20 protein-coding genes are annotated in these 21,608 nt (G+C 63.8%); 4 read left to right on the top strand and 16 right to left on the bottom strand.

The features are described from left to right. Nucleotides 1-12 precede the first annotated feature (12 nt). From PCE31106_RS03390 to tauA, 4 genes are all read right to left on the bottom strand, one after another. Entirely contained in the window at nucleotides 13-1,416 is a 1,404-nt protein-coding gene (locus PCE31106_RS03390) for an amino acid permease (RefSeq protein ID WP_150562379.1), read from the bottom strand. Between the two features lie 243 nt (nucleotides 1,417-1,659). Beyond that, nucleotides 1,660-2,475: an ABC transporter permease subunit gene (locus tag PCE31106_RS03395; RefSeq protein ID WP_017235496.1), complete on the bottom strand. Its 816-nt coding sequence runs from the start codon at nucleotides 2,473-2,475 to the stop codon at nucleotides 1,660-1,662. A 140-nt stretch (nucleotides 2,476-2,615) separates the two neighbouring features. Further along, the gene (locus PCE31106_RS03400) at nucleotides 2,616-3,440 is read right to left on the bottom strand and encodes a taurine ABC transporter ATP-binding protein (protein WP_150562380.1); all 825 of its coding nucleotides are present in this window, start codon (nucleotides 3,438-3,440) and stop codon (nucleotides 2,616-2,618) included. Nucleotides 3,441-3,519: 79 nt separating this feature from the next. Next, nucleotides 3,520-4,578 carry a taurine ABC transporter substrate-binding protein gene (gene tauA, locus PCE31106_RS03405; RefSeq protein ID WP_150562381.1) on the bottom strand — a complete coding sequence of 353 codons (1,059 nt, stop codon included), beginning with the start codon at nucleotides 4,576-4,578 and terminating at the stop codon, nucleotides 3,520-3,522. Between the two features lie 297 nt (nucleotides 4,579-4,875). Between tauA and pdxR the strand changes: the two genes are divergently transcribed. Both pdxR and yddG read left to right on the top strand, forming a co-directional pair. Then, the gene (pdxR, locus tag PCE31106_RS03410; RefSeq protein WP_150562382.1) at nucleotides 4,876-6,411 is read left to right on the top strand and encodes a MocR-like pyridoxine biosynthesis transcription factor PdxR; all 1,536 of its coding nucleotides are present in this window, start codon (nucleotides 4,876-4,878) and stop codon (nucleotides 6,409-6,411) included. Nucleotides 6,412-6,498: 87 nt separating this feature from the next. Further along, nucleotides 6,499-7,431: an aromatic amino acid DMT transporter YddG gene (yddG, locus tag PCE31106_RS03415; protein WP_150562383.1), complete on the top strand. Its 933-nt coding sequence runs from the start codon at nucleotides 6,499-6,501 to the stop codon at nucleotides 7,429-7,431. A gap of 77 nt (nucleotides 7,432-7,508) precedes the next feature. Here yddG and mdcH read toward each other — a convergent pair whose 3' ends face one another. The 9 genes from mdcH to mdcA all read right to left on the bottom strand — a co-directional run bounded on the left by mdcH (nucleotide 7,509) and on the right by mdcA (nucleotide 15,024). Further along, the gene (gene mdcH, locus PCE31106_RS03420) at nucleotides 7,509-8,447 is read right to left on the bottom strand and encodes a malonate decarboxylase subunit epsilon (protein ID WP_150562384.1); all 939 of its coding nucleotides are present in this window, start codon (nucleotides 8,445-8,447) and stop codon (nucleotides 7,509-7,511) included. Beyond that, nucleotides 8,444-9,103, bottom strand: coding sequence for a malonate decarboxylase holo-ACP synthase (locus PCE31106_RS03425; protein WP_150562385.1), 660 nt, complete (start codon nucleotides 9,101-9,103; stop codon nucleotides 8,444-8,446). Before PCE31106_RS03425 ends, mdcH begins: the two co-directional genes overlap by 4 nt. Next, complete coding sequence (gene madM, locus PCE31106_RS03430) at nucleotides 9,100-9,864, bottom strand: malonate transporter subunit MadM (protein ID WP_026132280.1); 765 nt, start codon at nucleotides 9,862-9,864, stop codon at nucleotides 9,100-9,102. Before madM ends, PCE31106_RS03425 begins: the two co-directional genes overlap by 4 nt. A gap of 13 nt (nucleotides 9,865-9,877) precedes the next feature. After that, a complete protein-coding gene (gene madL / locus PCE31106_RS03435; RefSeq protein ID WP_017235504.1) occupies nucleotides 9,878-10,273 on the bottom strand; it encodes a malonate transporter subunit MadL in 396 nt (131 codons plus the stop codon). A gap of 179 nt (nucleotides 10,274-10,452) precedes the next feature. Next, nucleotides 10,453-11,274: a biotin-independent malonate decarboxylase subunit gamma gene (gene mdcE / locus PCE31106_RS03440; RefSeq protein WP_150562386.1), complete on the bottom strand. Its 822-nt coding sequence runs from the start codon at nucleotides 11,272-11,274 to the stop codon at nucleotides 10,453-10,455. Then, nucleotides 11,271-12,128, bottom strand: a complete 858-nt coding sequence (locus PCE31106_RS03445) for a biotin-independent malonate decarboxylase subunit beta (protein ID WP_150562387.1) — start codon at nucleotides 12,126-12,128, stop codon at nucleotides 11,271-11,273. The genes mdcE and PCE31106_RS03445 overlap by 4 nt, the downstream gene beginning before the upstream one ends. Before the next feature lie 12 nt (nucleotides 12,129-12,140). After that, complete coding sequence (locus tag PCE31106_RS03450; RefSeq protein WP_017235507.1) at nucleotides 12,141-12,443, bottom strand: malonate decarboxylase subunit delta; 303 nt, start codon at nucleotides 12,441-12,443, stop codon at nucleotides 12,141-12,143. Between the two features lie 11 nt (nucleotides 12,444-12,454). Next, entirely contained in the window at nucleotides 12,455-13,363 is a 909-nt protein-coding gene (locus PCE31106_RS03455; RefSeq protein ID WP_150562388.1) for a triphosphoribosyl-dephospho-CoA synthase, read from the bottom strand. After that, complete coding sequence (gene mdcA, locus PCE31106_RS03460; protein ID WP_150562389.1) at nucleotides 13,363-15,024, bottom strand: malonate decarboxylase subunit alpha; 1,662 nt, start codon at nucleotides 15,022-15,024, stop codon at nucleotides 13,363-13,365. The genes PCE31106_RS03455 and mdcA overlap by 1 nt, the downstream gene beginning before the upstream one ends. Nucleotides 15,025-15,174: 150 nt before the next feature. On the opposite strand from mdcA, the gene PCE31106_RS03465 reads away from it, so the two are divergent. Further along, nucleotides 15,175-16,077 carry a LysR substrate-binding domain-containing protein gene (locus tag PCE31106_RS03465; RefSeq protein WP_150562390.1) on the top strand — a complete coding sequence of 301 codons (903 nt, stop codon included), beginning with the start codon at nucleotides 15,175-15,177 and terminating at the stop codon, nucleotides 16,075-16,077. Nucleotides 16,078-16,263: 186 nt separating this feature from the next. On the opposite strand, the gene PCE31106_RS03470 is transcribed toward PCE31106_RS03465, so the two are convergent. Together PCE31106_RS03470 and PCE31106_RS03475 are read right to left on the bottom strand one after the other, a co-directional pair. Next, entirely contained in the window at nucleotides 16,264-17,829 is a 1,566-nt protein-coding gene (locus PCE31106_RS03470; protein ID WP_150562391.1) for a sulfatase-like hydrolase/transferase, read from the bottom strand. A gap of 34 nt (nucleotides 17,830-17,863) precedes the next feature. Continuing rightward, entirely contained in the window at nucleotides 17,864-19,204 is a 1,341-nt protein-coding gene (locus PCE31106_RS03475) for an MFS transporter (RefSeq protein ID WP_150562392.1), read from the bottom strand. Between the two features lie 189 nt (nucleotides 19,205-19,393). Here PCE31106_RS03475 and PCE31106_RS03480 point away from each other — a divergent pair, with 189 nt between their 5' ends. After that, on the top strand, nucleotides 19,394-20,377 hold the full coding sequence (locus tag PCE31106_RS03480; RefSeq protein WP_150562393.1) for a LysR substrate-binding domain-containing protein: 984 nt from the start codon (nucleotides 19,394-19,396) through the stop codon (nucleotides 20,375-20,377). A 368-nt stretch (nucleotides 20,378-20,745) separates the two neighbouring features. Here PCE31106_RS03480 and PCE31106_RS03490 read toward each other — a convergent pair whose 3' ends face one another. Then, on the bottom strand, nucleotides 20,746-21,501 hold the full coding sequence (locus PCE31106_RS03490; RefSeq protein ID WP_150562394.1) for a hypothetical protein: 756 nt from the start codon (nucleotides 21,499-21,501) through the stop codon (nucleotides 20,746-20,748). Nucleotides 21,502-21,608 lie beyond the last annotated feature (107 nt).

Consider the following 21,608-nt stretch of genomic DNA (forward strand, 5'->3'; position numbering starts at 1 on the left):
CACCGACCTATCTCAGATCTCGAAGCCCGGGTCCGGCGAGCGCAGCTTGCGCCAGATCGACCGAACGGTGAACGCCACGAGCAGGACCGTCAGGCTGGCCACCCCGAGGGCGAGGGGCGTGCGCTGGTCCGGGATGAAGGCCATTGCCCCGACAATCGACAGCATGCCGATAATCGCGACCCAGGTGAGGTACGGATAGCCCCACATCCGAATCTTGAGCTTGCCCGGCGCCTCGCGCTCCAGCCGCTTGCGCAGTTTCAGCTGCGAGAAGGCGATGAGCACGTACACGAAGATCGCCACCGTGCCATAGGAGTTCACCAGAAAGGCGAACACCGTATCGGGCGACACGTAAGACATCACCACGGCCGCATAGCCGAACAGCGTGCCGATGAGAATGGCGCGAACCGGCACGCCACGCGCATTGAGCTTGGCCAGCGAGCGCGGGGCATCGCCACGGCGCGTGAGCGCGAAGAGCATGCGCGACGAGGCGTACAAGCCCGAGTTCAGTGCCGAGAGCACGGCGGTCAGTACCACGGCGTTCATGATGTGCGCCGCTGCCGGAATGTGCATCGCTTCGAGCGCGCTCACATACGGCGTGGCCATGCCGGCGGAGTTCCAGGGCACGAGCATCACCACCAGCAGGATCGAGCCGATGTAGAAGAACAGCACGCGGCCGATGACCGAGTTGGTGGCACGCGCCACGGCTTGTTGCGGCTCGGCCGCTTCGGCGGCGGCAATCGTCACGATCTCCGCGCCGAAGTAAAAGCCGGTCGCCGCGACCGCACCGGCCATCACCGGGCCAATGCCGTTGGGCATGAAGCCGCCGTGCGAGAGCAGGTGTCCGGTGCTTGCCACCGCACCCGGCCACAGGCCGAACACAAAGAGCCCGCCGAGGAACAGGAACACGACGATGGCCGCGACCTTGATCGACGCGAACCAGAATTCGAACTCGCCGTAGGACGCCACCGACACCAGATTCGTCAATGTCAGCACCACCAGCAACGCGAGACTGATGGCCCAGGCCGGGATGCCGGGGAGCCAGAACTGGATCAGGTTGGCACCCGCGACCGCTTCGACCGCGACCACGATCACCCAGAAGTACCAGTACATCCAGCCTGTCAGAAAGCCGGCCAGCTCACCGCCGACCGGCTTGTCGTTCCAGGCGAGCCGTGCGTACTCATAGAACGACCCCACCGCGGGCAGCGCACACGCCATCTCGCCGAGCATGCGCATCACGAGCACCACGAGCGCGCCGGTAATCAGGAACGACAGCACGGCCGCCGGGCCGGCGGCATGCACGACTACGCCACTGCCGACGAAGAGGCCCGCACCGATCACGCCGCCCAGCGCGATCATGCTCATGTGCCGCTGCTTGAGGCTCGATTGCAGATGCGTGCCCTGTTCACGATTGGCCATGACGACCTCCCGTGATGGGGCGTGCGATGCGCACGGCGCTATCGCAGACGCTGATGGAACAAGGGGAGAGGGAGAACCGGGGGGGAACCGCCAATGCGACAACGCGCCGCTCACGGGCAACACGCCCGACCTGCAATGTCTCGACTACCACACAACCTCCTGAAGACCTTATCTGACGGCAGGTGCGGCGGGGGGAGCCGCCCTGCGTCTTTTGTAATGACCAACGGACCTGCTTACGTCTTGTCAGACCTTGCCTTTCCAGGGCACCAGCACGCGCTCGAGGTAGCGCATGATCAGATCGAATCCGAACGCGAAAAAGCCGATCACGATGATCCCCATGATCACGATGTCCGACGCGAGGAATTCCGCCGCGTTGAGCACCATGAAACCGAGTCCGCTCGATGCCGCCACCATTTCGGCAGCGACCAGCGTTGTCCAGCCCACGCCGATGCCGATGCGCATGCCGGTGAAGATCTCCGGCAGTGCCGACTTCACGATCACGTGCATGACGATCTGGCGCGGCGAAGCGCCCATCGAATAGGCCGCGTGAATCTGCTCCATCGACACCGAGCGCACGCCTGCCCGTGCCGCAATGGCCAGCGGCGCGAAGATGGCCAGGTAAATCAGGAACACCTTCGAGAATTCACCGATGCCGAACCAGATGATGACGAGCGGCAAGTAGGCGAGCGGCGGCAGCGGGCGGTAGAACTCGATCGGCGGATCGAACACGCCGCGGCCGATGCGCGACACGCCCATGAGAATGCCCACCGGGATGGCGGTCACACAGGCCAGCGCAAAGGCGCCGAAGACGCGATACAGACTCGCGAGCGTGTGCTCCCACAGTGTCGAGCCGGCAAAGCCCTCCGTGGCGACCTGCATGAACTTCTCGATGATCGCGCGCGGTCCCGGCAGGAACAGCGGCTTGATCATGCCCGACGACGTAATGGCGATCCAGAGCAGCAACAGGGCAACCACGGTCACGACGCTGATCGCCAGGCTCGGGCCTTGGCCGGGGGCGCCGAACGACTCACCGGCCTTGACCGGGCGCGGGGCAAACATGCGCGCGAAGAAACCGCGCCGACGCGGTGTACGGGGCGCAACCGCCGGGCGGCGCGCGCCGGGCGAATTGGCGGCAGCGGCGGGCGGCGTGGGGTGAGGGGTGACGGGTTTGGTCATCATGGTGTTCTCTCCTGCAGCAATCAGGCTGCGACCGCATTGGCATTCGACGTCGCCGACTGGCCCGCACGTTCGTCGCCGTAGATGATGCTGAGCACGGTCTCGCGCATGGCGATGAAATCCGGGCTCGACTTGATGGTGCGCGCGTCACGGCATTCGAGATAGCGCTGGTTGAAGTCAAGCTCATACGTGTGCGTGATGCGTCCGGGGCGCGGCGACATCACGATCAGGCGACTGGCGAGGAACAGCGCTTCTTCGACGCTGTGCGTGATGAAGAAGATCATCTTGCCGGTCTCGCGCCACACGTCGAGCAGCAGTTCCTGGATGGTTTCGCGCGTGAGCGCGTCGAGTGCGGCCATTGGCTCGTCCATGAGCAGCATCGACGGATTGCACGTGAGCGCGCGTGCGATGCCCACCCGCTGCTGCATGCCGCCGGAGAGTTGGTAAATCATGTGATTGTGGAAGTCCTGCAGCCCGACCAGCGCGAGATTGCGCGCGGCAATGGCGCGTCGTTCCGTCTTCGGCACGCCTTGGAGCTTCAGCCCGAACTCGGTGTTCTCCATCACGTTGAGCCACGGCAGCAGCGCGTGCTTCTGGAACACCACGCCGCGATCGGCGCCAGGGCCTTCGATCGGGGCATCGCCCAGCAGCAATTCGCCGGACGTGGGCGCGATGAAGCCAGCCATCAGACTGAGCAGCGTGGTCTTGCCGCAACCCGAGGCGCCGAGGGCCACTACGAAATCGCCGGGTGCGATGGTCAGATCGACGTGAGCGAGCGCCTGCACCTGCTCGCCGGGACGCCGGCCGGGATAGACGACGCTGACGTCGTTGACGATGAGTTGTTCCATGAAGCCCTTCTCCTGTCGATCGAGCGATCGGGGAGGGGCGGTCGCGCCTGAACTTTCGGCGTGACCGCCCCGGTACGGCTTACTTCAGTTTAAGTGCGGCGTCGACGTAGCGCGACGTGACATAAGGCGTGTAGTCGGCCTTGACGGCATCGATCTTCTGCTGGCCCTTCAGGAACTCGGCCGTGTCCTTGAGGGCCTTGGCGGCGCGGCTGTCCTTGCCACCGCCCAGCCATTCAGCCGATGCCTGCTGCTGGGCCGACGGGAAGGCATAGAGCGAGAGCGCGCCGGGAACGTCTTCCGGCTTGCCGCCGATCATCTTCACGATGGCCTTGACCTGTGGCGAGGTGGCGGTCCAGGCGGCCTGATGATCACGGTAGGCCGCGTCGGCGTCGGCGATCACCTTGACGAACTTCGCCATGAAGTCGGCGTTCGCCTCCCCCCATTTGCGGTCGACGGCGATGCCGTCAAACGTCGGCTTGCCCTGCTTCGACAGCTCTCCGGAGGTGATCAGCACGTGACCGCTCTTCTTGATCTGCGCGAGCGCCGGATCCCAGACGTAGGCCGCATCGATGTCGCCACGCTCCCACGCCGCTACGATCTGGTTCGGCTGCATGTTGAGCACCTTCACCTCGGTCGGCTTGATGCCCCATTGTTGCAGTGCGAACATCGTGTGGTAGTGCGTGGTCGAGACGAACGGCACCCCGATCTTCTTGCCCTTCAGGTCGGCGGGCGACTTGATGTTCGAGGCGTTGCGCACGACCATTGCCTCGGCCTGGTTGATGTCGTCGAGAATCCAGAACAGTTGCAGGTCCAGCCCCTGCGAGACGGCGGCGGCCATCGGGCTGGAGCCGAGCACGCCGATCTTGATGTCGCCCGAGGCGAGGGCCGTGGCGACCTTGGCGCCCGACTCGAACTGACGCCAGTGGATCTTGTAGCCGGTGGCCTTCTCGAATTCGCCGCCGGTAATGGCGACCAGCCACGGATCGACGATTTGCTGGTACGCAATCGTCACCTCTTTTTCCTGCGCCTGCGCCGTCGAGGGCAGCGTAAGCCCGAGCGTCAGCGCAGCGGGGAGTGCAGCTGCCGCCAGCGCCGTGGCGGCGAACGCCCGTCGCAGCCGGTTCGGAAGTCCATTCATGGTTCACCTCTAATCGGAAAGTTTTCGGTAGAACACTCGGGTTTGACGCACACGCTGTTAAGAATCGGCGCCAAGTGATTGCATCATTGCCGCCAGCCTTTTTGTTCGTTAGAGCCAGTTGGCCGCATTTGATGATGCCAACTGGTCCAGTGGACCCGAAATCGGCTCGCAAGCCGCATGAATGCTGGAATCCGGCGTGATTTCGCGCGACTGCGGATAAACCCCAACTCGGAATGGATGTCACCGTCACTTGAGTAATAATTGACGTTCTGGAAGGGTGAGTCGAGAGGGGGCACGATGTCGAGCCGGATTTCCGCGGCGATGTGGAACCAGTTGTTTCAGATGTCGGCGCACGCCGGCATGAGTTTGCAGAGCCAGATTCGCCAGATGCTGGTGTCGGCGATTCTCGACGAGCGGCTGATGCGCGGCGCTGCGGTGCCGTCGTCGCGCGAGTTGGCCGAAGGGCTTGGCGTGGCGCGCAACACGGTGGTGCTCGCCTATCAGCAACTGGTCGACGAGGGCTACCTGATTGCGCGGGAGCGGCGCGGGTATTTCGTCAACGGCGATATTCTGGCGCCCCGCGTCGGGTCGCAGGTCACGCCGGCGCGCGATGCGCCGGCGTTGGCGGCTGGCACCATCGCGCCACGGGATCCGGCGACACCGGACTGGGAGGGGCGCTACGTGGTGCGTCCTTCGGGGCAACGCAACATCGTGAAGCCCATCGATTGGCAGAAGTATCAGTACCCCTTTATTTACGGCCAGTTCGATCCGACCATGTTCCCGACGGCGGATTGGCGCGAGTGTTGCCACAAGGCGCTCACCGTCATGGAGATCCGCGACTGGGCACCGGACATGATCGCGCGCGATGACGAGACACTGATCCAGCAGATCCGCACGCGCGTGCTGCCGCGACGCGGCGTGTGGGCCGACGCCGACGAGATCGTGCTCACCAATGGGGCGCAACAGGCGCTGTACCTACTGGCGGATTTGCTGGTCGGAGCGCACACGACGGTGGGGATCGAAGACCCGGGCTACCCGGACGCGCGCAACATCTTCGCGATACGCACGCCAAAGCTCGTGGGCTTGCCCGTGGACGAGTCGGGTCTGCCGGTCGACGATCGCTTGTCGCAGTGCGATTACGTCTACGTCACGCCGTCGCACCAGTGCCCCACGACGACCACGATGCCGCTGGCGAATCGCGAGGCGTTGCTGCGTCGGGCGGAAGCCGAAGACTTCGTGGTGATCGAGGACGACTACGAGAGCGAAAACAGCTATTCGGACATTCCGATTCCGGCGCTCAAGAGCCTGGATCGCAGCGACCGTGTGATCTATATCGGGAGCTTATCCAAGTCGTTCGCCCCTGGGCTGCGCCTGGGGTATATCGTGGCGCCGGCGGCGCTGGTGGCGGAGTTGCGGGCGTTGCGCCGCTTGATGATTCGCCATCCGTCGGCCTTCATTCAACGCTCGTTTTCGATGTTCCTGGCACTGGGCCATCACGACGCCTTGCTGCGTCGTCTGGCGGATACCTATGCGAAGCGTGCCGAGGTGCTGAGCGCGGCGCTTGCCGCGCATATGCCGGAGGTGTCGTTCGTGCAGGTGAAGGGCGGGGCGTCGTGCTGGGTGCAAGGGCCGCCGACACTGAACGCGAACGTACTGGCGGCGCGGGCGAAGGTGCGCGGCATTCTCATCGAGACGGGCGACATTTTCTTCATGGGCGATTCGCCGCCGCTCAACCGGTTCCGGCTGGGCTTTTCGTCGATACGGCTTGAGCACATCGAGTCGGGCATCATCGCGCTGGCCGAGGTTCTGCGCGAGACGATGGCGCAGGGGTAGGTTGCGTGCGGCCGGCAGTCAGCGGGCGTTGCTGGCTTATGATGCGTCGGCAGGCGACATCGTTGAACATGGAGGCAGGCAGGGAGCATGGATAGCAAGTGCAAGAACCGGGCGACGCTCGTTGGATTGGCGGCCGTGGTGTTGTGGAGTTCGATCGTCGGACTGATTCGCGGCGTGAGCGAGAGCTTCGGGCCGACAGGCGGCGCGGCGATGATGTACACCGTGGCCTCGGTGTTTCTGCTGTTCTCCGTCGGTTTTCCGCAGATCAAGACATTCCCGAAGCGATATCTGTATGTGGGAAGCCTGCTGTTCGTAGCCTATGAACTTTGCCTGTCACTGTCGATCGGCTACGCGAACAGCGCGCAGCAAGCGATCGAAGTCGGCATGGTCAACTATCTCTGGCCGACGTTCACGCTGATCTCGGCCATCGTCTTCAACAAGCAGCGCGCGAATTTTTGGGTGATTCCGGGGTTCTTTCTGTCGATGCTCGGCATTTGCTGGGTACTGGGCGGCGATCATGGCCTCGACGTCGCCGAGATGGCAGCCAACGTGCTCGCCAACCCGCTGAGTTACGGCCTGGCGTTCGCGGGCGCGGTGATCTGGGCCGCTTATTGCACCGTGACGACGCGCTATGCCGAGGGCAAGAACGGCGTGACGTTCTTCTTCATGCTGGTGGCGGCGGCGCTGTGGGCGAAGTACCTCGTGGCGGGCGGTGGGCAGATGCATGTGAGCACGCTCGGTATCGTCTACCTGGTGCTGGCCGCATGTGCGATGGGCTTCGGCTATGCCGCCTGGAACGTCGGCATTCTGCGCGGCAACGTGACGGTGCTGGCCGGGGCGTCGTATTTCATTCCGGTGTTCTCCGCGGCAATATCGGCGATGTTGCTGCAAGCGCCGCTGTCCTTCGCGTTCTGGCAAGGCGCGGCGATGGTGTGCGGCGGCTCGATACTTTGCTGGACGGCAACGCGATCGCGACGGCCAACCGGCGTGACGTCGAAGGCGGTTGATGTGCGGGAGTGAGTCGTCGTCAAGGGCACGTGTCGAACAACGATGCGTGTGCCCCGATGGCTGGGAATGCCAGAGAGCACGGTCCGCGATCAAGCGCGATCCGTACCCCGGTATCGAAGGAGGCGCGTGACGATGGAACTCACCCTTTCATTGGCACTGTCGATGGCGCCGTCATTCCCGAATATCGGCCGTGTCAACCGGGTCAGAACGCCGCCCGTCGGCATTTCCACGGCGAGCCGTGCCCCGCGCTCATATGCGTGACGCGCGGTGTCATGCCAATTCACCTGACGGGCCATGTTCCAGGCGAGATCGTCTGCAATGTCGTCGGGACGAAAAAGCGCACGCGCCCGGGTGCAACTGACGTAGGTCATCGTTGGCCGTTGAAAGCGCACTTTCGCGGTGGCTTGCGCCAACGTGCTCGCCTGGGCCGTGAGCAACGCGCAATGCGACGGCACCGCCATTGCCAGTCGAGCCGCCTGTGCGGCACCGGCTTTCGACGCCAGCGCCTGTACACGATCCAGCGCGGCATCGTTGCCCGCCACCACGATCTGTTGCTCGGCATTCAGATTCGCGACGTAAGCGGGCGAGTCGTCGGTGTGAACTGCCTCCACAATGTCGGCCACCGCTGCTGCGGACAATCCGGTAATCACCGTCATGCCATAGCCGCGCGGATAGGCCGTCTCCATCAAGCGGCCTCGCAGGTGCACGAGACCCAGCGCATCCCTGAAATCCAGCGCCCCTGCCGCGACGGCTGCCGTCCAGGCACCGATCGAGTGGCCCGCCACAAGGTGCGGTGTGGCCCCTTGTGCGGCGAGCGCTCTTGTCATGGCGACCCCCGCGATCAGCAGACTCAACTGCACGGCGGTGGTCGAGCGAAGCGAATCTGTACTGCAAAGCGTCATCGGATCGATGCCAGTGGCATCGTGCGCTTCGGCCAACGTTGATTGGACCTCGGGCGTGTCGGGCAATGCGCCCAGCATGCCAGGGCGCTGCCCCCCCTGACCGGGATAGGTGAACAAGATGCTCACGTCGCGTCTCCGACGTCGCCCCACGGATCCGCAACCAGTGTCGGACCTTGGTCGGTTTTCACGAGCATGCGAGGCGGCGAGCGCAGCCATTCGCGAAGCGAGAACCCGCCGCGCCCAGTATCGACCTGGATGTCGATGCGGCAAGTTCTGTCGCGCGCAATCCATGCGAGCGCGTCGCATTGCGCGTCGGATGGCGGAAACGGCAGGCGAATGAGGACATCGAGATCGCTTTGCGAATGCAGGGCCGGCAAGCCGGTGGCCAGCGCAAAGCCGACGCCGCCGGTCGGTCCCCAATGCAATCCCAAGGCATTGAGGGCCGGGGCGAGATCACGAAGTGCTCTGAGGCACGGCAGCGGTGTTGTGGGCTCGATCCCGGCGACGCGATCGAGCAGCGATTCCGGCGAGACGATGCGGCGCACCGATCGGCGCGGCACGTGCGCCGCGATGCGCTGGTCGCGGGACGTCCCACGCAACCCGACCGGTACGAGGTCGGGTTGCGCGAGCGGCGCCCTGCGCACGACGGCAGGCGTACCGCTTGCCAGTGCGTCAGCCACCCACCCCGGCACCGCCATCCCCTCCGGTAGCGCAACATCGTCACACCAGAGAAGATCGTGGGGCCGTAGCGGTGGCCGTTGCGCAGCGCGGTCCAATGTCATTGCACAAGGGCCTTCGTCGCTAGAAACAGGACCGACGGTCCGAGCAGACATCCCAGGCCGGTATGGAACGTTGCAACGAGCGCGCCGTAGGGCACGAGGCGGCGATCGGTGGCCGCGAGGCCCGCCGACACACCGCTCACGGTGCCAGCCAGTCCTCCGAACACCATGGCGGCGCGGGGGTTGTCCAGCGCCAGCAGGCGGGCGGCAAACGGCGTGCCGACCATGACGATGATGGCCTTGATGAGCCCAGCGGCAATCGACAGGGCCATCACGTCGGAACTGGCACCGATCGCGGCGCCCGTCACCGGGCCGACGATGTAGGTCACGGCACCTGCGCCGATGGTGGTCATGCTCACGGCGTCGGTGTAGCCGAACGCATGGGCGAGCGATGCCCCGACGATGAAGGGCAGCACGGTGCCGAGCAACAGGGACACAACGCCAATCAGACCGGCCTTGCGGGCTTCCGAGACCTGTACCTCGAACGCGGTGGCAACGATCGCGAAGTCGCGCAGCATCGCGCCGCCCATCAGTCCGATACCGCTGAACAGCGAGACGTCCGCGAGTCCTTTTTGTCCGCCCGAGGCGGCGCCGCCCCAATAGGCCAACACAAGGCCGATCATGATGGCGATGGCCGAACCGTGTACGCGCCCGAATGTGAGCCGTCGGGACACCCACATGGAAAGCCCCATGATGATGCCCACGAGGGCGAAGGCGGTGACCAATCCGTTGTGGTGCAATATTTTCTCGAACATGGATAGCATGACTGATCCTCTCTCAAGCGTTCTGTGCCGTCTCGGACAGCGGCGGAAGCGGCTGCGCGTTGCCCGTTCGGTTGATCAGCGCAATGGCGACGCCGCAGACCAGCACGGCGCCCACGGCAGCGAGCAGTGCGACGGGGCCGCCTCGCAAGGCGGTGACAACGTCTTGCTGAGCGGCCATGGCGACCACGACAGGGATATACATTGCGCCCCAGAAAGAAACACCGGCTTCGGTTGCCGCGGGCATGAGGCCGCGCCGATGCAGATAGAGTCGAGCGAAGATCAATAGCAGCATGGCAATACCGACGCCGCCGACATTGGCTTTCACACCGATGGCCTGGCCGAGCAGGTCGCCAAGGAAGATGCCGGCGAGATGGCAAATCGCGAGCAGGGTCGTACCGTAAATAATCACAAGCTGTCTCCTGGTTGAAGCAATGACGAACTGACTTTTCTGGTGTTATGGCAAGCGTCGAGTCGTCGGATTCAGGGGTGAAACGGGAATCGGATATCTGGGCCGACAATCGCTCTCCAGGCGCGCGGCGGTGAGTCTTGTGGATGGCCCGGCGTTCACGCCGGGCGGTCGGGGGCGAACTACCAAAGTGCCTTCAGTCGTTCGCGTACCGTCGATGAGGCCTGTCGGGAAGGCGCGCCGAGTCGACTGGAAAGACCGCGAGTCGGATCTCTCTGAATGTCCGCGAGCGCTTGCGCCAGCACGCGCCGTACTTCACCGACGTCTTCCGGATCGGGCTGTTGGGCTGAACCGACCTTCAGCAGGCGCCACAGCAGCCCAAGCGACGCAAAGTTGGCGATGTCGTACGCCATCGGGGGAACGGCTTCGGCCAGCGCTTCGAGTTCGTCGACCGAACGCTGTGTAATGCGCGCGGCGGCCTCTTTCCCCATGGCGTGAACCATCACGCCCGCGTCGTCGAGCGCGACCAGACGATTCGCCTGATACCCATGCGCGAGAAACGCGCCGGACATCGCTCGCCCGACGATGAGCCCGATCACCGGGTGTCCGGCCACACGCGCCGCGGCATAGGCATCGGCCGCCGCCGCAAGCGCGAGATGAATGCCATAGGCTTCTTCGCGGCGTCCGTAAGCCTGGCTCGCCACGTCGACGATGGCGACGATGGCGGCTTTGCTCTCGCGGTCCCGGTCGCGTGCGATCACGTCCCGCACGGCGCGCGCCAGTTGCCATCCCTCGATCAATCCGACTTCGCCGTGTCGTGCGCGGGGAAAGCGATTGTTCTCGTCCGGAATCACGGCGATGTAGCGAGCGGGGGACTCGGCGAGCGAGGCATCCACGACCTGCAACGTGCTGCCGTAGTCATCGGTCTCGGTGCGGTGCGCAGCGTCGCACGTCAAAGCGTGCATCCACACGGCACCTCGTGAGGAACGTTCGGAACGGCTCATGAGGGGTCTCCTGCGCGGGCGGCGGCGTAAAGCGCGCGCACGTCTTCGGGCGAAGGCTGATTCGTCACATCGACGTGTATCAGCCGCTCAAGGTAATACTCGATTTGTTCGCTACGCTGCGGCTTCGGGGCGTCGGCCCGCAGCCATGCGAGCACCTGCGCGCGAATCGCTGCGGTGTCGTCGTCGAGGCAGGCGTCGACAAGTCCTGTCGCCTGGCGTTGCTCCCCACCCGTCAGACCCCAGATGAACGGCCGATCGCGTGAGTCGTATTCCTCGACACCGGCCTCCTGCTCGATGACGGACGGCCCATTCAACCCAAGCCGTGCTTCGCGTGTGACCAGCAGATAGCTGCACATGCCGGCGGCGATGCTCATACCGCCAAAGCAGCCGACCACCCCGGCGGAGATGCCGATGACGGGCCCGAACGTTCTGAGTTCGTGGATGGCCGCGTGGATTTCCGCGATGGCGGCGAGGCCGAGATTGGCTTCCTGCAGACGCACGCCGCCCGTCTCGAAGACGATGACCGCGCGTGTCGGTATGCCTCGGCGGTTGTCTTCGACGGCAAGCTCAAGGGCCCCGGCGATTTTCGCGCCGGAGACTTCCCCCATGCTTCCGCCCTGGAAGGCGCCCTCGATGGCGAGAACGACTGCCGGTTGCGAATCGAGCGTGCCACGGGCGACGACCACACCGTCGTCCGCTTGCGCAACGATGCCTTGCTGGGGCAGCCAGGGCGAGGACAATCGTTCGAACGGATCCAGAAGCTCGCGGAACGTGCCGGGGTCGAGCAGGGCGAGGGCGCGACGGCGCGCGTCGCGTTCGATGAAGCTGTCTCGTTGTATCGGAGTATTCGTCATCTCGATGGGCCCTTATTGGGGAGATTCGAGGGCTTCGCGCGCTTGCTCGAGGCGAAGGCGAACGACAGCCGGGGTAGCGCCGAAATCGTTGATTTCCACGTGCAGCGCGGGCCAGGCGTGCGATGCGAAGATGCGCTCGAGCTGCGCGTGCCAGATCGCGGACAGGCCATTGACGGAGGTCGTGAGTTCGACGTGGATCTGCCCCGGCTCGCCCGGAGACAGCAGGACTTCCAGGTCGCCCGACCCGACGACGCCGACGCAGGCTCTGCCCGCACTGGGTGCGCCGCCGGAGAAATGAAATTGAAGCGTTTCCATGGACGTGCTTCCTAAAGACTCAGAAACGGTGATTCGTTAAGCCGCGACGACGACCCCTTTGCGGAAAGCCGGTCGAGGAACAGGGCGGCGGCCAGCATGTCGGCGGCACCGCCTGGCGAGATGTGTCGGGCCAGCATGTCGGATTCGAGTTGTCGAAATTTGCGTCGACCGTCGGCCGTCGACAGGCCCCCTGCCGCGCGAACGGCGCTCGCGCCGGCCTGCATCGCGTGCAGCGCGTCGGGCCCCCCCCGAGCGAGGACGCACGTGTCGTCGAGCGTGGCCATGACCGCGAGTAGGGCGTCGATACGGGCATGGTCCTCGCGCATGCCTGCCGCGCGGGCTCGCCTGAGTGCGGGCAGCGCGACTTTCGTCACGTGCGGAAAGCCTGCCCATGCCTGACCTCGCGCACCGCCCACGCCATAGTCGAGGCACGCGCGCTCGCCTTTATGTCCGGTGGCACATGGCGCAAAGCGGTCGGGCAGGCGCGCGAGCGTTGCGGCGCGACGCGCGACGGCATGGGCGCTCAGGGCGTTGGGCGCTTGCGCTGCGGCCGTGATCAGAAGGCCCAGTGCCCAGATGGCGCCGCGGTGGGTGTTCACGCCGCCGGTCGCGGCGAGCATTGCCGTTTCCCCCAGGCGCCCGAGACGGCCGATCTGCTCGCGCAGGCGCATTGGGTTTTCGATCAACACACCGGCCTTGACCATGGCCTCGAACGTCGGCCGCAAGACATTGGCCGACTGCACCATCAAGCCCCATGTGAGGTCGTGATGTGCGCCGCATCCGCGAACATCGACGAGGCCCGGCTTGGGAGAGAGCGTCACTTCGTCGATCAGCGCGGACTCGACGAGCGTGGCGAGTTTCGTTGCGATCGCGATCGGCTGGGACGGCGACTCGATCCGTCGAATGAGGGTCTTGTCCATTACCAGCTCCGAAAGCGCGCGGGCGGGTCGTAGAGTCCACCCGACCATTCCACCAGCTCGCCGATGCTCTTTGCGGCGAGCAACTCGCGGCTCGCGTCCGTGCGACGAATGCCAAGATCCTCCGGCAAGGCGATGAGGCCGTCGCTGCGCATCTTGGCCGTATTGGCCGGGTCGTGCTTCAGGCCGATCGCGGTGACGCCGGCCACTGCAGAGATCATGGCGCGCCGCTCTTCCAGCGAGCGTGCCTTGTAGAGGTAGGCAATGCCATCTTCAGTGAGCAGGTGGGTCACGTCGTCGCCATAGATCATCACGGGGGCGAGTGGCATGCCGCTTTGTTTGGCGACAGCAACGGCGTCCAGCGTTTCGACGAACGTCGGCTTGCCGCCTTCCTGGAATGTCTCCACCATCTGAACGACCAGCTTCTTGCCGCGTTCGAGCAGGGTGTCTGGCTGCGTCATGTCGAGCCAGGCAGGCGTGGCGTGACGGCGTCCGCGCGGGTCGTGCCCCATGTTCGGTGCACCGCCGAAGCCGGCCAACCGGCCACGCGTCACCGTGGACGAGTGTCCGTCGCCGTCGACTTGCAGCGTGGCACCGATAAACAGATCGACGGCGTACTGACCGGCCAGTTGGCAGAGCATCCGATTGGAGCGAAGCGAGCCGTCGCGACCGGTGAAGAAAACGTCGGGACGCGCGGCCACATAGCGCTCCATGCCAAGCTCGGTGCCGAAGCAATGCACGCTTTCGACCCATCCCGATTCGATGGCGGGGATCAGGGTCGGGTGGGGGTTGAGCGTCCAGTTCCGGCAAATCTTGCCTTTGAGTCCGAGGCGCTCGCCGTAGGTCGGCAGAATGAGTTCGATGGCCGCGGTGTTGAAGCCGATGCCGTGGTTGAGCGACTGAACGTTGTGACGCTCGTAGATGCCGCGAATGGCCATCATCGCCATCAGCACGTGCACGGGTTTGACCAGCCGGGGGTCGCGCGTGAACAGCGGCTCGATGAAGAAGGGCTTGTCGGCCACGACGACGAAATCGACCCACGACGCCGGAATGTCGACGCGCGGCAGGTCGGTCACGTCGTCGACGATCTCGTTGACCTGAACGATCACGATGCCGTCGGAGAATGCCGCGGGTTCCACGAGCGCCGGTGTGTCTTCGGTGCTGGGGCCTGTGTAGATGTTGCCGGCGCGGTCGGCCTTGAAGCCCGCCACGAGGGCGACGTTCGGGATCAAGTCCACGACAAGCCGCGCGTAAAGCTCGATGTAGGTGTGGATCGCGCCGACCTCCAACTGTCCGTCGGCGAGCAACTGACTGATGCGCAGGCTCTGCGGCCCGGCAAAGGAGAAATCCAGCTTCCGGGCGATGCCGACTTCAAAGAGGTCGAGGTGTTCTGCGCGACCCACGCTGGGCATGATCATGTGCAGGTCGTGCACGATGCCCGGATCGACTTGCACCAGTGAGCGCGAGAGGAAATCCGCCTGCTTCTGATTGTTGCCTTCGAGCACCACGCGGTCGCCCGGTGCGATCAGTGCTTGCAGGGCCGCCACGATGTCGCCGGTCTCGATTACCTTGCCATGGGCGATCCTGCGGGCGGCCGCGAGGCGGCGCGCCTTTTCGTCGCGCCGGCGACGCCATTTCGCCGGGATTGTGGGCATCTCTTGCATGTCGGAGGCTCCAGCCATTGAGTCGTCAGTAGCCTCTAAGCTATGCGTCAAAACCTCTCGTTTCAATCAACTTATGTGTTGGTTCATTAGCTTTAGGGTAATAATTGGGAGGTTCGAAGCAAACGTACCTGAACGAAATGAGGCGCGAGCATGGCAATTGACGACGGCATCACCCTGAAGAAGCTGGAAGTGTTTCAGGCGTTCATGGCGCTGGGGAATATGGCCCGGGTATCGGAAGTGCTCGGGCAGAGTACGGTGAGCGTGCACCGTGCGCTCCACTCGCTGGAGGCTGGGCTCCGGTGTCCGTTGTTCAAGAAGGATGGTCGAAAGCTGATTCCGTTGGCGACGGCGTATGTGTTCTCCGAGCATGCGGCGCGGATGCTGAGCGAGTGCGAGACTGGCGTGCAGCGCACGCGCGAGGCGGCCGGATTCACGTCGACGCGACTCAAGATCGGCGGGCTGTACTCGATGACGGTCGGGACGATTCCGCGATTGCTGGTCGGGTTGAAAATGCGCCGACCCGCTTTGGATATCGATCTTACGCTGGGGTCCAATCGCGATCTGATGTCCAAGCTGGACGACGGTCTGTTGGACGCGATTGTCATTGCCCTCGGCGCACCACCGAAGAGTCCGGACCTATTGGTCGTCCCGATGTTCGAGGACGACATTCTCTTCGCGGCGCCGCTGGGCTCGCCGTATGCGAAAGAGACGGCCATCGACCTCAGGGCCGTGCGTCATGAGAAGTTCGTGTCGCTCGGCGACGAATTCGCGACGTATCACGATTTCAAATCGGCCTTTGATCTCGCGGGATTCGCGCCGGACATTGCGATGCAGGTGGGCGATATCTTTTCGCTGATCAATCTCGTGAGCGGCGGCATCGGGTACGCGTTGCTGCCGCGACGCGTTGCGGATTTCAGTCCGAAGGTGCAGTTGATTCCGCTCACGCAACGCTATGCACGCAGCCAGAATATCGTGTTGGTGCTTCCGAAAAACCGCGAGCGCGATCCGAATCTGCTCGCCCTGAGCGCGGAGTGTCGCATGCTCAGGGCGTAGGTGTCAGGATGCCGCTCGATGTATTGGTGCGGCTGAAGGCATTCGATCATGCCGTACTGGATCAACGATGCGCCGCCGCACACCGCAAGCGCCTCCGGTCGCCGGACGAACCCGATGCGCTCGATGGGCCCTACGAATGCATTCTGTGCGTCTATTGGTCGAGCGACTGTCTGTCGTTTCGGTTGCTCACCACACCCCGTAGAACACCCCGGCCTTCTTGTACTGATGCGTGCCGCGTTCGACGTCGTCGTGCGTCACGGTGGTGCGATTGCGCAGGCCGAGGGACCAGGTCAGCAGGCGCTCGCGCATGGCCTGTCGCACGTTGTCAAACGCCGGGTCGGTACCGAGGTCGACGAATTCGTCGGGATCGTTGCGCAGGTCAAAAAGCTGCGGCGCGAATCCGTCCCAGTGAATGTATTTCCACGCGTCGGTGCGCACCATCCAGCCACGGCATGCGTCGGGGCGGCGGCCCAGGATCTGGCGTGCCTGCCGATAGGCGTAGTCAAGCTCGGAGAAGACGGCATCTCGCCAGGGCGTTTGCGCTGCGTCGTTTCGCGTCAGCGCAAGCAGCGAGCGACCTTCGACGCGGTGATCGGGAACAGGCATGCCGAGCGCGTCCAGCACTGTCGGCACGGTGTCGATGGCCTCGACGAAGCGTGCGTCGCTGTGGCCGCGCGTGGCGTCGGCCTCGGGGGACGGATCGTAGACGATATACGGCACGCGCTGCACGGTGTCGTAGAACAATTCCTTCTCGCCTAGCCAGTGATCGCCGAGGAAGTCGCCGTGGTCGGCGGTGAAGACGATGAGTGTGTCCTTCCACCGTCCGAGCCTGTCCAGGGTTTCCCACAGTCGTCCGAGATGATCGTCGAGCTGGCTTATCAGACCTTGATAAGCGGGCCGCACCTTGGCGATGACCTCGTCGCGCATGAAATTGGCGCATTCCTCCTGCTGGAAGTACGCACCCGTCACCGGATGTGGCGCCTCGCGCTCACGCTCGGCGCGCCGCACGGGCAGGCATTGTTCGAGGGTGTATTTGTTGTGGTACGGCGCTGGGGCCATATACGGCCAGTGTGGCTTGACATACGACAGATGCATCGCCCATGGCGTATCGCCCTGGCGCTCGATGAAACGGATGGCCTGGTCGGTGGTATAGGCCGTTTCGGAGTCGTCTTCGCGCACACGCGCGGGCAGGTGCGCATTGCGCATGTGCCAGCCGCTGACGATGCGGCCCTGCGCATCTTCGGCCGAAATCACAAAGTCTGACCACGGATCGTCGCTTGCGTAGCCTTGTTGGCGAAGGTATTCCGCGTAGCCGCCGGCGGGTTCTGCGTGGTGCCCGTCGTAGCGGTCGACCAGCGTGAAATGGCCCTCGCGCAGCAGCGCGCCGAGCGCATTGCCGCCATCCAGATGCAGGCGCTTCAGACCGTGGTTGTCCGGCATCATGTGCGTCTTGCCGACCAGCGCCAGCTTCATGTCGCGCGCGGAAAGATATTCCCCTAGCGTGATTTCGTCGATCGACAGCGGCACGCGGTTCCACGTCGCGCCATGGCTAGCGACGTAGCGCCCTGTGTAGAACGACATTCGCGACGGACCACACACCCCCGACTGTACGAACGCGCGCTCGAACTTCACGCCACGTCGGGCGAGACCGTCGATGTTGGGCGTGGCCAGATACGGATGCCCGTAGCACGACAGGTGGTCCGCCCGCAGTTGGTCACACATCACGAAAAGCACGTTGCGGATCGACGACATCGTAGGTATCCGAATTGAATTTAAGAGATGACGTTCAGCGCGACGTCGTGTCATTGCTGGTGCCGAACCGCACACCGGTTGTACGGCGTGCCAGGTCGGGCATCGGCCACAACGCGACGAGACCGACAACCATGGCCGTTGTCACGAAGTAGGCCGGCATCATCTTGTCGCCGGTTGCGCTGATGAGCCAGGTGACGAGAAACGGCGAGAAGCCGCCGAACAGCGTGGTGGCCAAATTGTAGGAAATCGAAAGGCCGGTGGCCCGTACCTGTGCGGGGAACAATTCGGCCAGCGCGGTTGACGCGGGGCCCAGTGCGGCTGCCATCAGCACCGCGAACACGACCTCCACCCCGAGCAGTCTCGGCAGGCTCGGCGCGGCGACTAGCCAAAGGAACAGGGGATAGATGGTCAGCACGTACAGCGCCATTGAGGCGCCCATCACCGGTTTGCGCCCGACGTGGTCAGACAGCAGCCCAAACAGCGGAATCAGGATCATGCGCAGCGTGCCGGTGACCATCAGCACGATGAACGGTGCGGACACCGGCAGCTTCAGTTGCGTCACCGCGTAGACGGGCAGGTACACATTCAGCACGTATTGAGCAACAGAGCTTGCGACGACCAGCCCGAACGCGATCCACAGTGCGGCCTGGTGCTCGCGCCAGACCGTCGTGAGTGTCGAGGCGGCCTTGCCGACCGTGGCGGCGCGTGCGCCTTCGTCGGCGTCTTCATACGCCGGCACCACTTCGTGCAGCCGGGTGCGGATGTAGAACCCGACGGGACCGATCAGCATGCCGAACAGGAACGGCACACGCCAACCCCACGCATCGAGTGTGCTCTGGCTCAGCCCGCGCGTGACCAGGGCGCCCATCAGCGCGGCCGTCACGGCAGCGACGAACTGGCCGAAGTTTTGCCAGCTTCCGTAGAAGCCGCGCCGGTGAGGCGGCGCGTACTCGATCAGCATCGCCGTGGCGCTGCCGAACTCGCCCCCGGCCGACAGGCCTTGCAGCAGTCGTGCCAGCACCACGATGATCGGCGCGGCGATGCCGATCGTCGCGTATCCGGGGGTGAGCGCCATCATGGCCGAGGACACCGTCATCAGCAGGATCACCAGCGACAGCGCAGCCTTGCGCCCGGCACGGTCGGCGTAGATGCCCAGCAGGATGCCGCCGATCGGCCGCATCAGGAATGCACTGCCAAAAGTTGCCGTGGTCAGCAGCATCGATACGGTCGGGTTCGACGACGGGAAGAACTGCCGCGCGATGATCACCGACAGGAAGCCGAAGACGATGAAGTCGTACCACTCGAATGCGTTACCGATGGTGGCGGCGACGATCGCCCGGCGGTTGGCGCGGGGCAGGGCGGGCGTGGTTGGCATGGCGAAATCCTCCTGGCGGCGGCCGGGCTCCGGGGCGGGCGGCTGCCATGTCTCGTGTTTGTGTTGTTGTGGCCGCCACTAGGGCGCTCAGGGCTGTCCGTGTGGCAAGCCATCACGATTGTGTGGATTTACTTCGTTACCGTCCAATGAGATATTGCCTCCAAATCATAAATTTAAGGTTATGAATCGATGGCTTCCGCAACCTCCGGCGCATCGCCTGGCGTGTCGCTCGAACGTAGTGTTATTGACGGGTATTTTTCGCGCCAGTTGAAACTGCGGCACCTGCAGTTGCTCGTGGCACTCGCCGATCGCCAGACGGTCGGCAAGGTCGCCGAGGCACTGCACGTGACGCAGCCGGCCGTCTCGAAGATGCTCAACGAGATGGAAAAAGGGATCGGTGTGCCGCTGTTCGAGCGTGATGGACGCCGTATCCGGCCCACGACCTACGGCGAGTGCCTGATCCGCCACGCGCGCGAACTATTGCTGCACGCCCAGCGTGCCAGTGAGGAGTTGCACGCGATGACCAGCGGTGTTGGTGGCCGCGTCGAGGTGGGCGTGCTGTCGGTGGCCGCGCCGATCCTGATACCGGCGGCCGTGGCGCTGTTCAAGCAGCGTTCGCCGACGGCTACGGTGTGCCTGCACGAAGGCACGCTGGATCAACTCTTGCCGGCGCTGCGCGTGGGTCAACTCGATATGATCGTTGGGCGCCTCGCGCGGGGACTGGCCGCGCCGGAATTCACCAGCGAGCCGTTGTTCGACGACCCGACGGTCATCGTGGTGGCGCGCACGCACCCGCTGGCATCTCGCAAGCGCATCAAGTGGGCGGACTTGGCAGGGTTGGCGTGGATCGTGCCGAGTGCAGGTGCGCCCATGTACCGGCATCTGCTGTCGGTACTGGAGTCGCACGGCGTGGGTACGCCGATCAACACCATCGAGTCGGTGGTGATCGACGCCAACGTGGGCATGCTGCAGTCGTACCCCGTGCTGGGTCTGCTCCCGCGCTCGCTGGCGCGGCATCACGAGGAGGGCGGTGTGCTGAAGATTCTGCCATTGAGCCTCGGTGCCGCGCTCGGCCCGGTCAGTACCACATGGCGTGCCGATGCCGACGATACGCCGGCCACCGCGCTGTTTCGTGCCTGCCTTAGCGAAGCGGCAAAGGTGGCGCGGATTTAAGGTGGCCGTGTGTTGTAGCGACCGTGGGGGAGCTGGAGACGGTCTCGATCCAGATGGTGGATGCAGGTTGCAGGGTTGCATCGACTAGCGGAGAAACCTGAATTTCCCCGCAGCAGTGGTGGGAACGACCGGTTGAATCCACAGAGAGAATCGGGCGCCCGAGCGTCCGACTGACGGCGTCCATGACTGAGGTTTCCTGGCCGGTAACCGTTGTCAGTCCATCGGCGGTTTTCGACCCGAAGGCGACTATTGGGTCCAGCAAATCGAGTGGCCAGACTACGAACGTCACCGGCCGCTCGATCCAGATTTGAACCGACACCCGACCCGCCGCAGTGGTTTAGTCCTGGACCCGCGATGAGGCGTCAGCCTCATCGCTCCAGCAACGCCATAACCTCCAGGAACTGTTCAGCACCGGCCGTACGACCCACCTCAATCAGCTTCATCGATTCGGGCTTAACATCCTCGTTGCGTGTATAGGCATTCTGGATGGTTTCAAACTTGGCGAGGCGCTCGTCCCGGATAAGCGGGCCATAGTTTTCTGCGGCATTCGGATTCAGGCCAAGTCTCGACAGGTAAAAATCCGTGTAGCCTAGGATGCAGCCGACGATATGTTGCGTTGTACAACCTTCGCCCAACTCTCGCAGCAGCATGAAATTCTTCAGGTCTTGGAACCGGCGCGTATCTTCTAGCCCCATCGCGGCCACGCGCTGCAATCGGAACCTGCTCGTGCCTGTCAGGTTTGTGTAATAAGTGATGCGAGCCTTATAGATTGGCCCGCACATCCTCAAGAAAAGCTCTTTGCCATCGTCGGAGTTCTCCTGCTGGGCACGCAGCCACAGATTTAGGAACCGAAGCCCAAGATACTCCGCAGAAGTCTTTGTCTGCAGAGCGCGAGCTTCTTGGTCGCTCAGCTGGATCGCAGAATCACGGAAATGTGTCGAACCGTTGAGCAGAAGCACGTCCGAGCCATACGCGTCTGATAACCGGGCCAGCTGGAGATAGGTTTCCGCTTCGTTCCTATTGGCCGCCGTCATGGCCACGAGGTCGATAAACTCATCGACAAGCGATTTGTGTTGAGCCTCCGTGTTGGCTTTGCTCTTTAATAGAAAGCCCAGTAGTGACATGGCGCCCCCGCTTCGGCGGTTGTAAGTTGTTTGGTGGCGTTCAAGGGCAGGAAACGATGTGCGCAATTGAACCCCTTCGCAATTCACGTTTTCCCTAAAGCCCTATT

This window comes from Pandoraea cepalis (assembly GCF_902459665.1).
GTDB lineage: Bacteria > Pseudomonadota > Gammaproteobacteria > Burkholderiales > Burkholderiaceae > Pandoraea > Pandoraea cepalis.

What these genes read in the sequence shown, in the direction of transcription:
- PCE31106_RS03390 (WP_150562379.1), bottom strand. Translation starts at nt 1,416, where the DNA reads ATGGCCAATCGTGAACAGGGCACGCATCTGCAATCGAGCCTCAAGCAG.
- PCE31106_RS03395 (WP_017235496.1), bottom strand. Translation starts at nt 2,475, where the DNA reads ATGTTTGCCCCGCGCCCGGTCAAGGCCGGTGAGTCGTTCGGCGCCCCC.
- PCE31106_RS03400 (WP_150562380.1), bottom strand. Translation starts at nt 3,440, where the DNA reads ATGGAACAACTCATCGTCAACGACGTCAGCGTCGTCTATCCCGGCCGG.
- tauA (WP_150562381.1), bottom strand. Translation starts at nt 4,578, where the DNA reads ATGAATGGACTTCCGAACCGGCTGCGACGGGCGTTCGCCGCCACGGCG.
- pdxR (WP_150562382.1), top strand. Translation starts at nt 4,876, where the DNA reads ATGTCGAGCCGGATTTCCGCGGCGATGTGGAACCAGTTGTTTCAGATG.
- yddG (WP_150562383.1), top strand. Translation starts at nt 6,499, where the DNA reads ATGGATAGCAAGTGCAAGAACCGGGCGACGCTCGTTGGATTGGCGGCC.
- PCE31106_RS03425 (WP_150562385.1), bottom strand. Translation starts at nt 9,103, where the DNA reads ATGACATTGGACCGCGCTGCGCAACGGCCACCGCTACGGCCCCACGAT.
- madM (WP_026132280.1), bottom strand. Translation starts at nt 9,864, where the DNA reads ATGCTATCCATGTTCGAGAAAATATTGCACCACAACGGATTGGTCACC.
- mdcE (WP_150562386.1), bottom strand. Translation starts at nt 11,274, where the DNA reads ATGAGCCGTTCCGAACGTTCCTCACGAGGTGCCGTGTGGATGCACGCT.
- PCE31106_RS03445 (WP_150562387.1), bottom strand. Translation starts at nt 12,128, where the DNA reads ATGACGAATACTCCGATACAACGAGACAGCTTCATCGAACGCGACGCG.
- PCE31106_RS03450 (WP_017235507.1), bottom strand. Translation starts at nt 12,443, where the DNA reads ATGGAAACGCTTCAATTTCATTTCTCCGGCGGCGCACCCAGTGCGGGC.
- PCE31106_RS03455 (WP_150562388.1), bottom strand. Translation starts at nt 13,363, where the DNA reads ATGGACAAGACCCTCATTCGACGGATCGAGTCGCCGTCCCAGCCGATC.
- mdcA (WP_150562389.1), bottom strand. Translation starts at nt 15,024, where the DNA reads ATGCAAGAGATGCCCACAATCCCGGCGAAATGGCGTCGCCGGCGCGAC.
- PCE31106_RS03465 (WP_150562390.1), top strand. Translation starts at nt 15,175, where the DNA reads ATGGCAATTGACGACGGCATCACCCTGAAGAAGCTGGAAGTGTTTCAG.
- PCE31106_RS03470 (WP_150562391.1), bottom strand. Translation starts at nt 17,829, where the DNA reads ATGTCGTCGATCCGCAACGTGCTTTTCGTGATGTGTGACCAACTGCGG.
- PCE31106_RS03475 (WP_150562392.1), bottom strand. Translation starts at nt 19,204, where the DNA reads ATGCCAACCACGCCCGCCCTGCCCCGCGCCAACCGCCGGGCGATCGTC.
- PCE31106_RS03480 (WP_150562393.1), top strand. Translation starts at nt 19,394, where the DNA reads ATGGCTTCCGCAACCTCCGGCGCATCGCCTGGCGTGTCGCTCGAACGT.
- PCE31106_RS03490 (WP_150562394.1), bottom strand. Translation starts at nt 21,501, where the DNA reads ATGTCACTACTGGGCTTTCTATTAAAGAGCAAAGCCAACACGGAGGCT.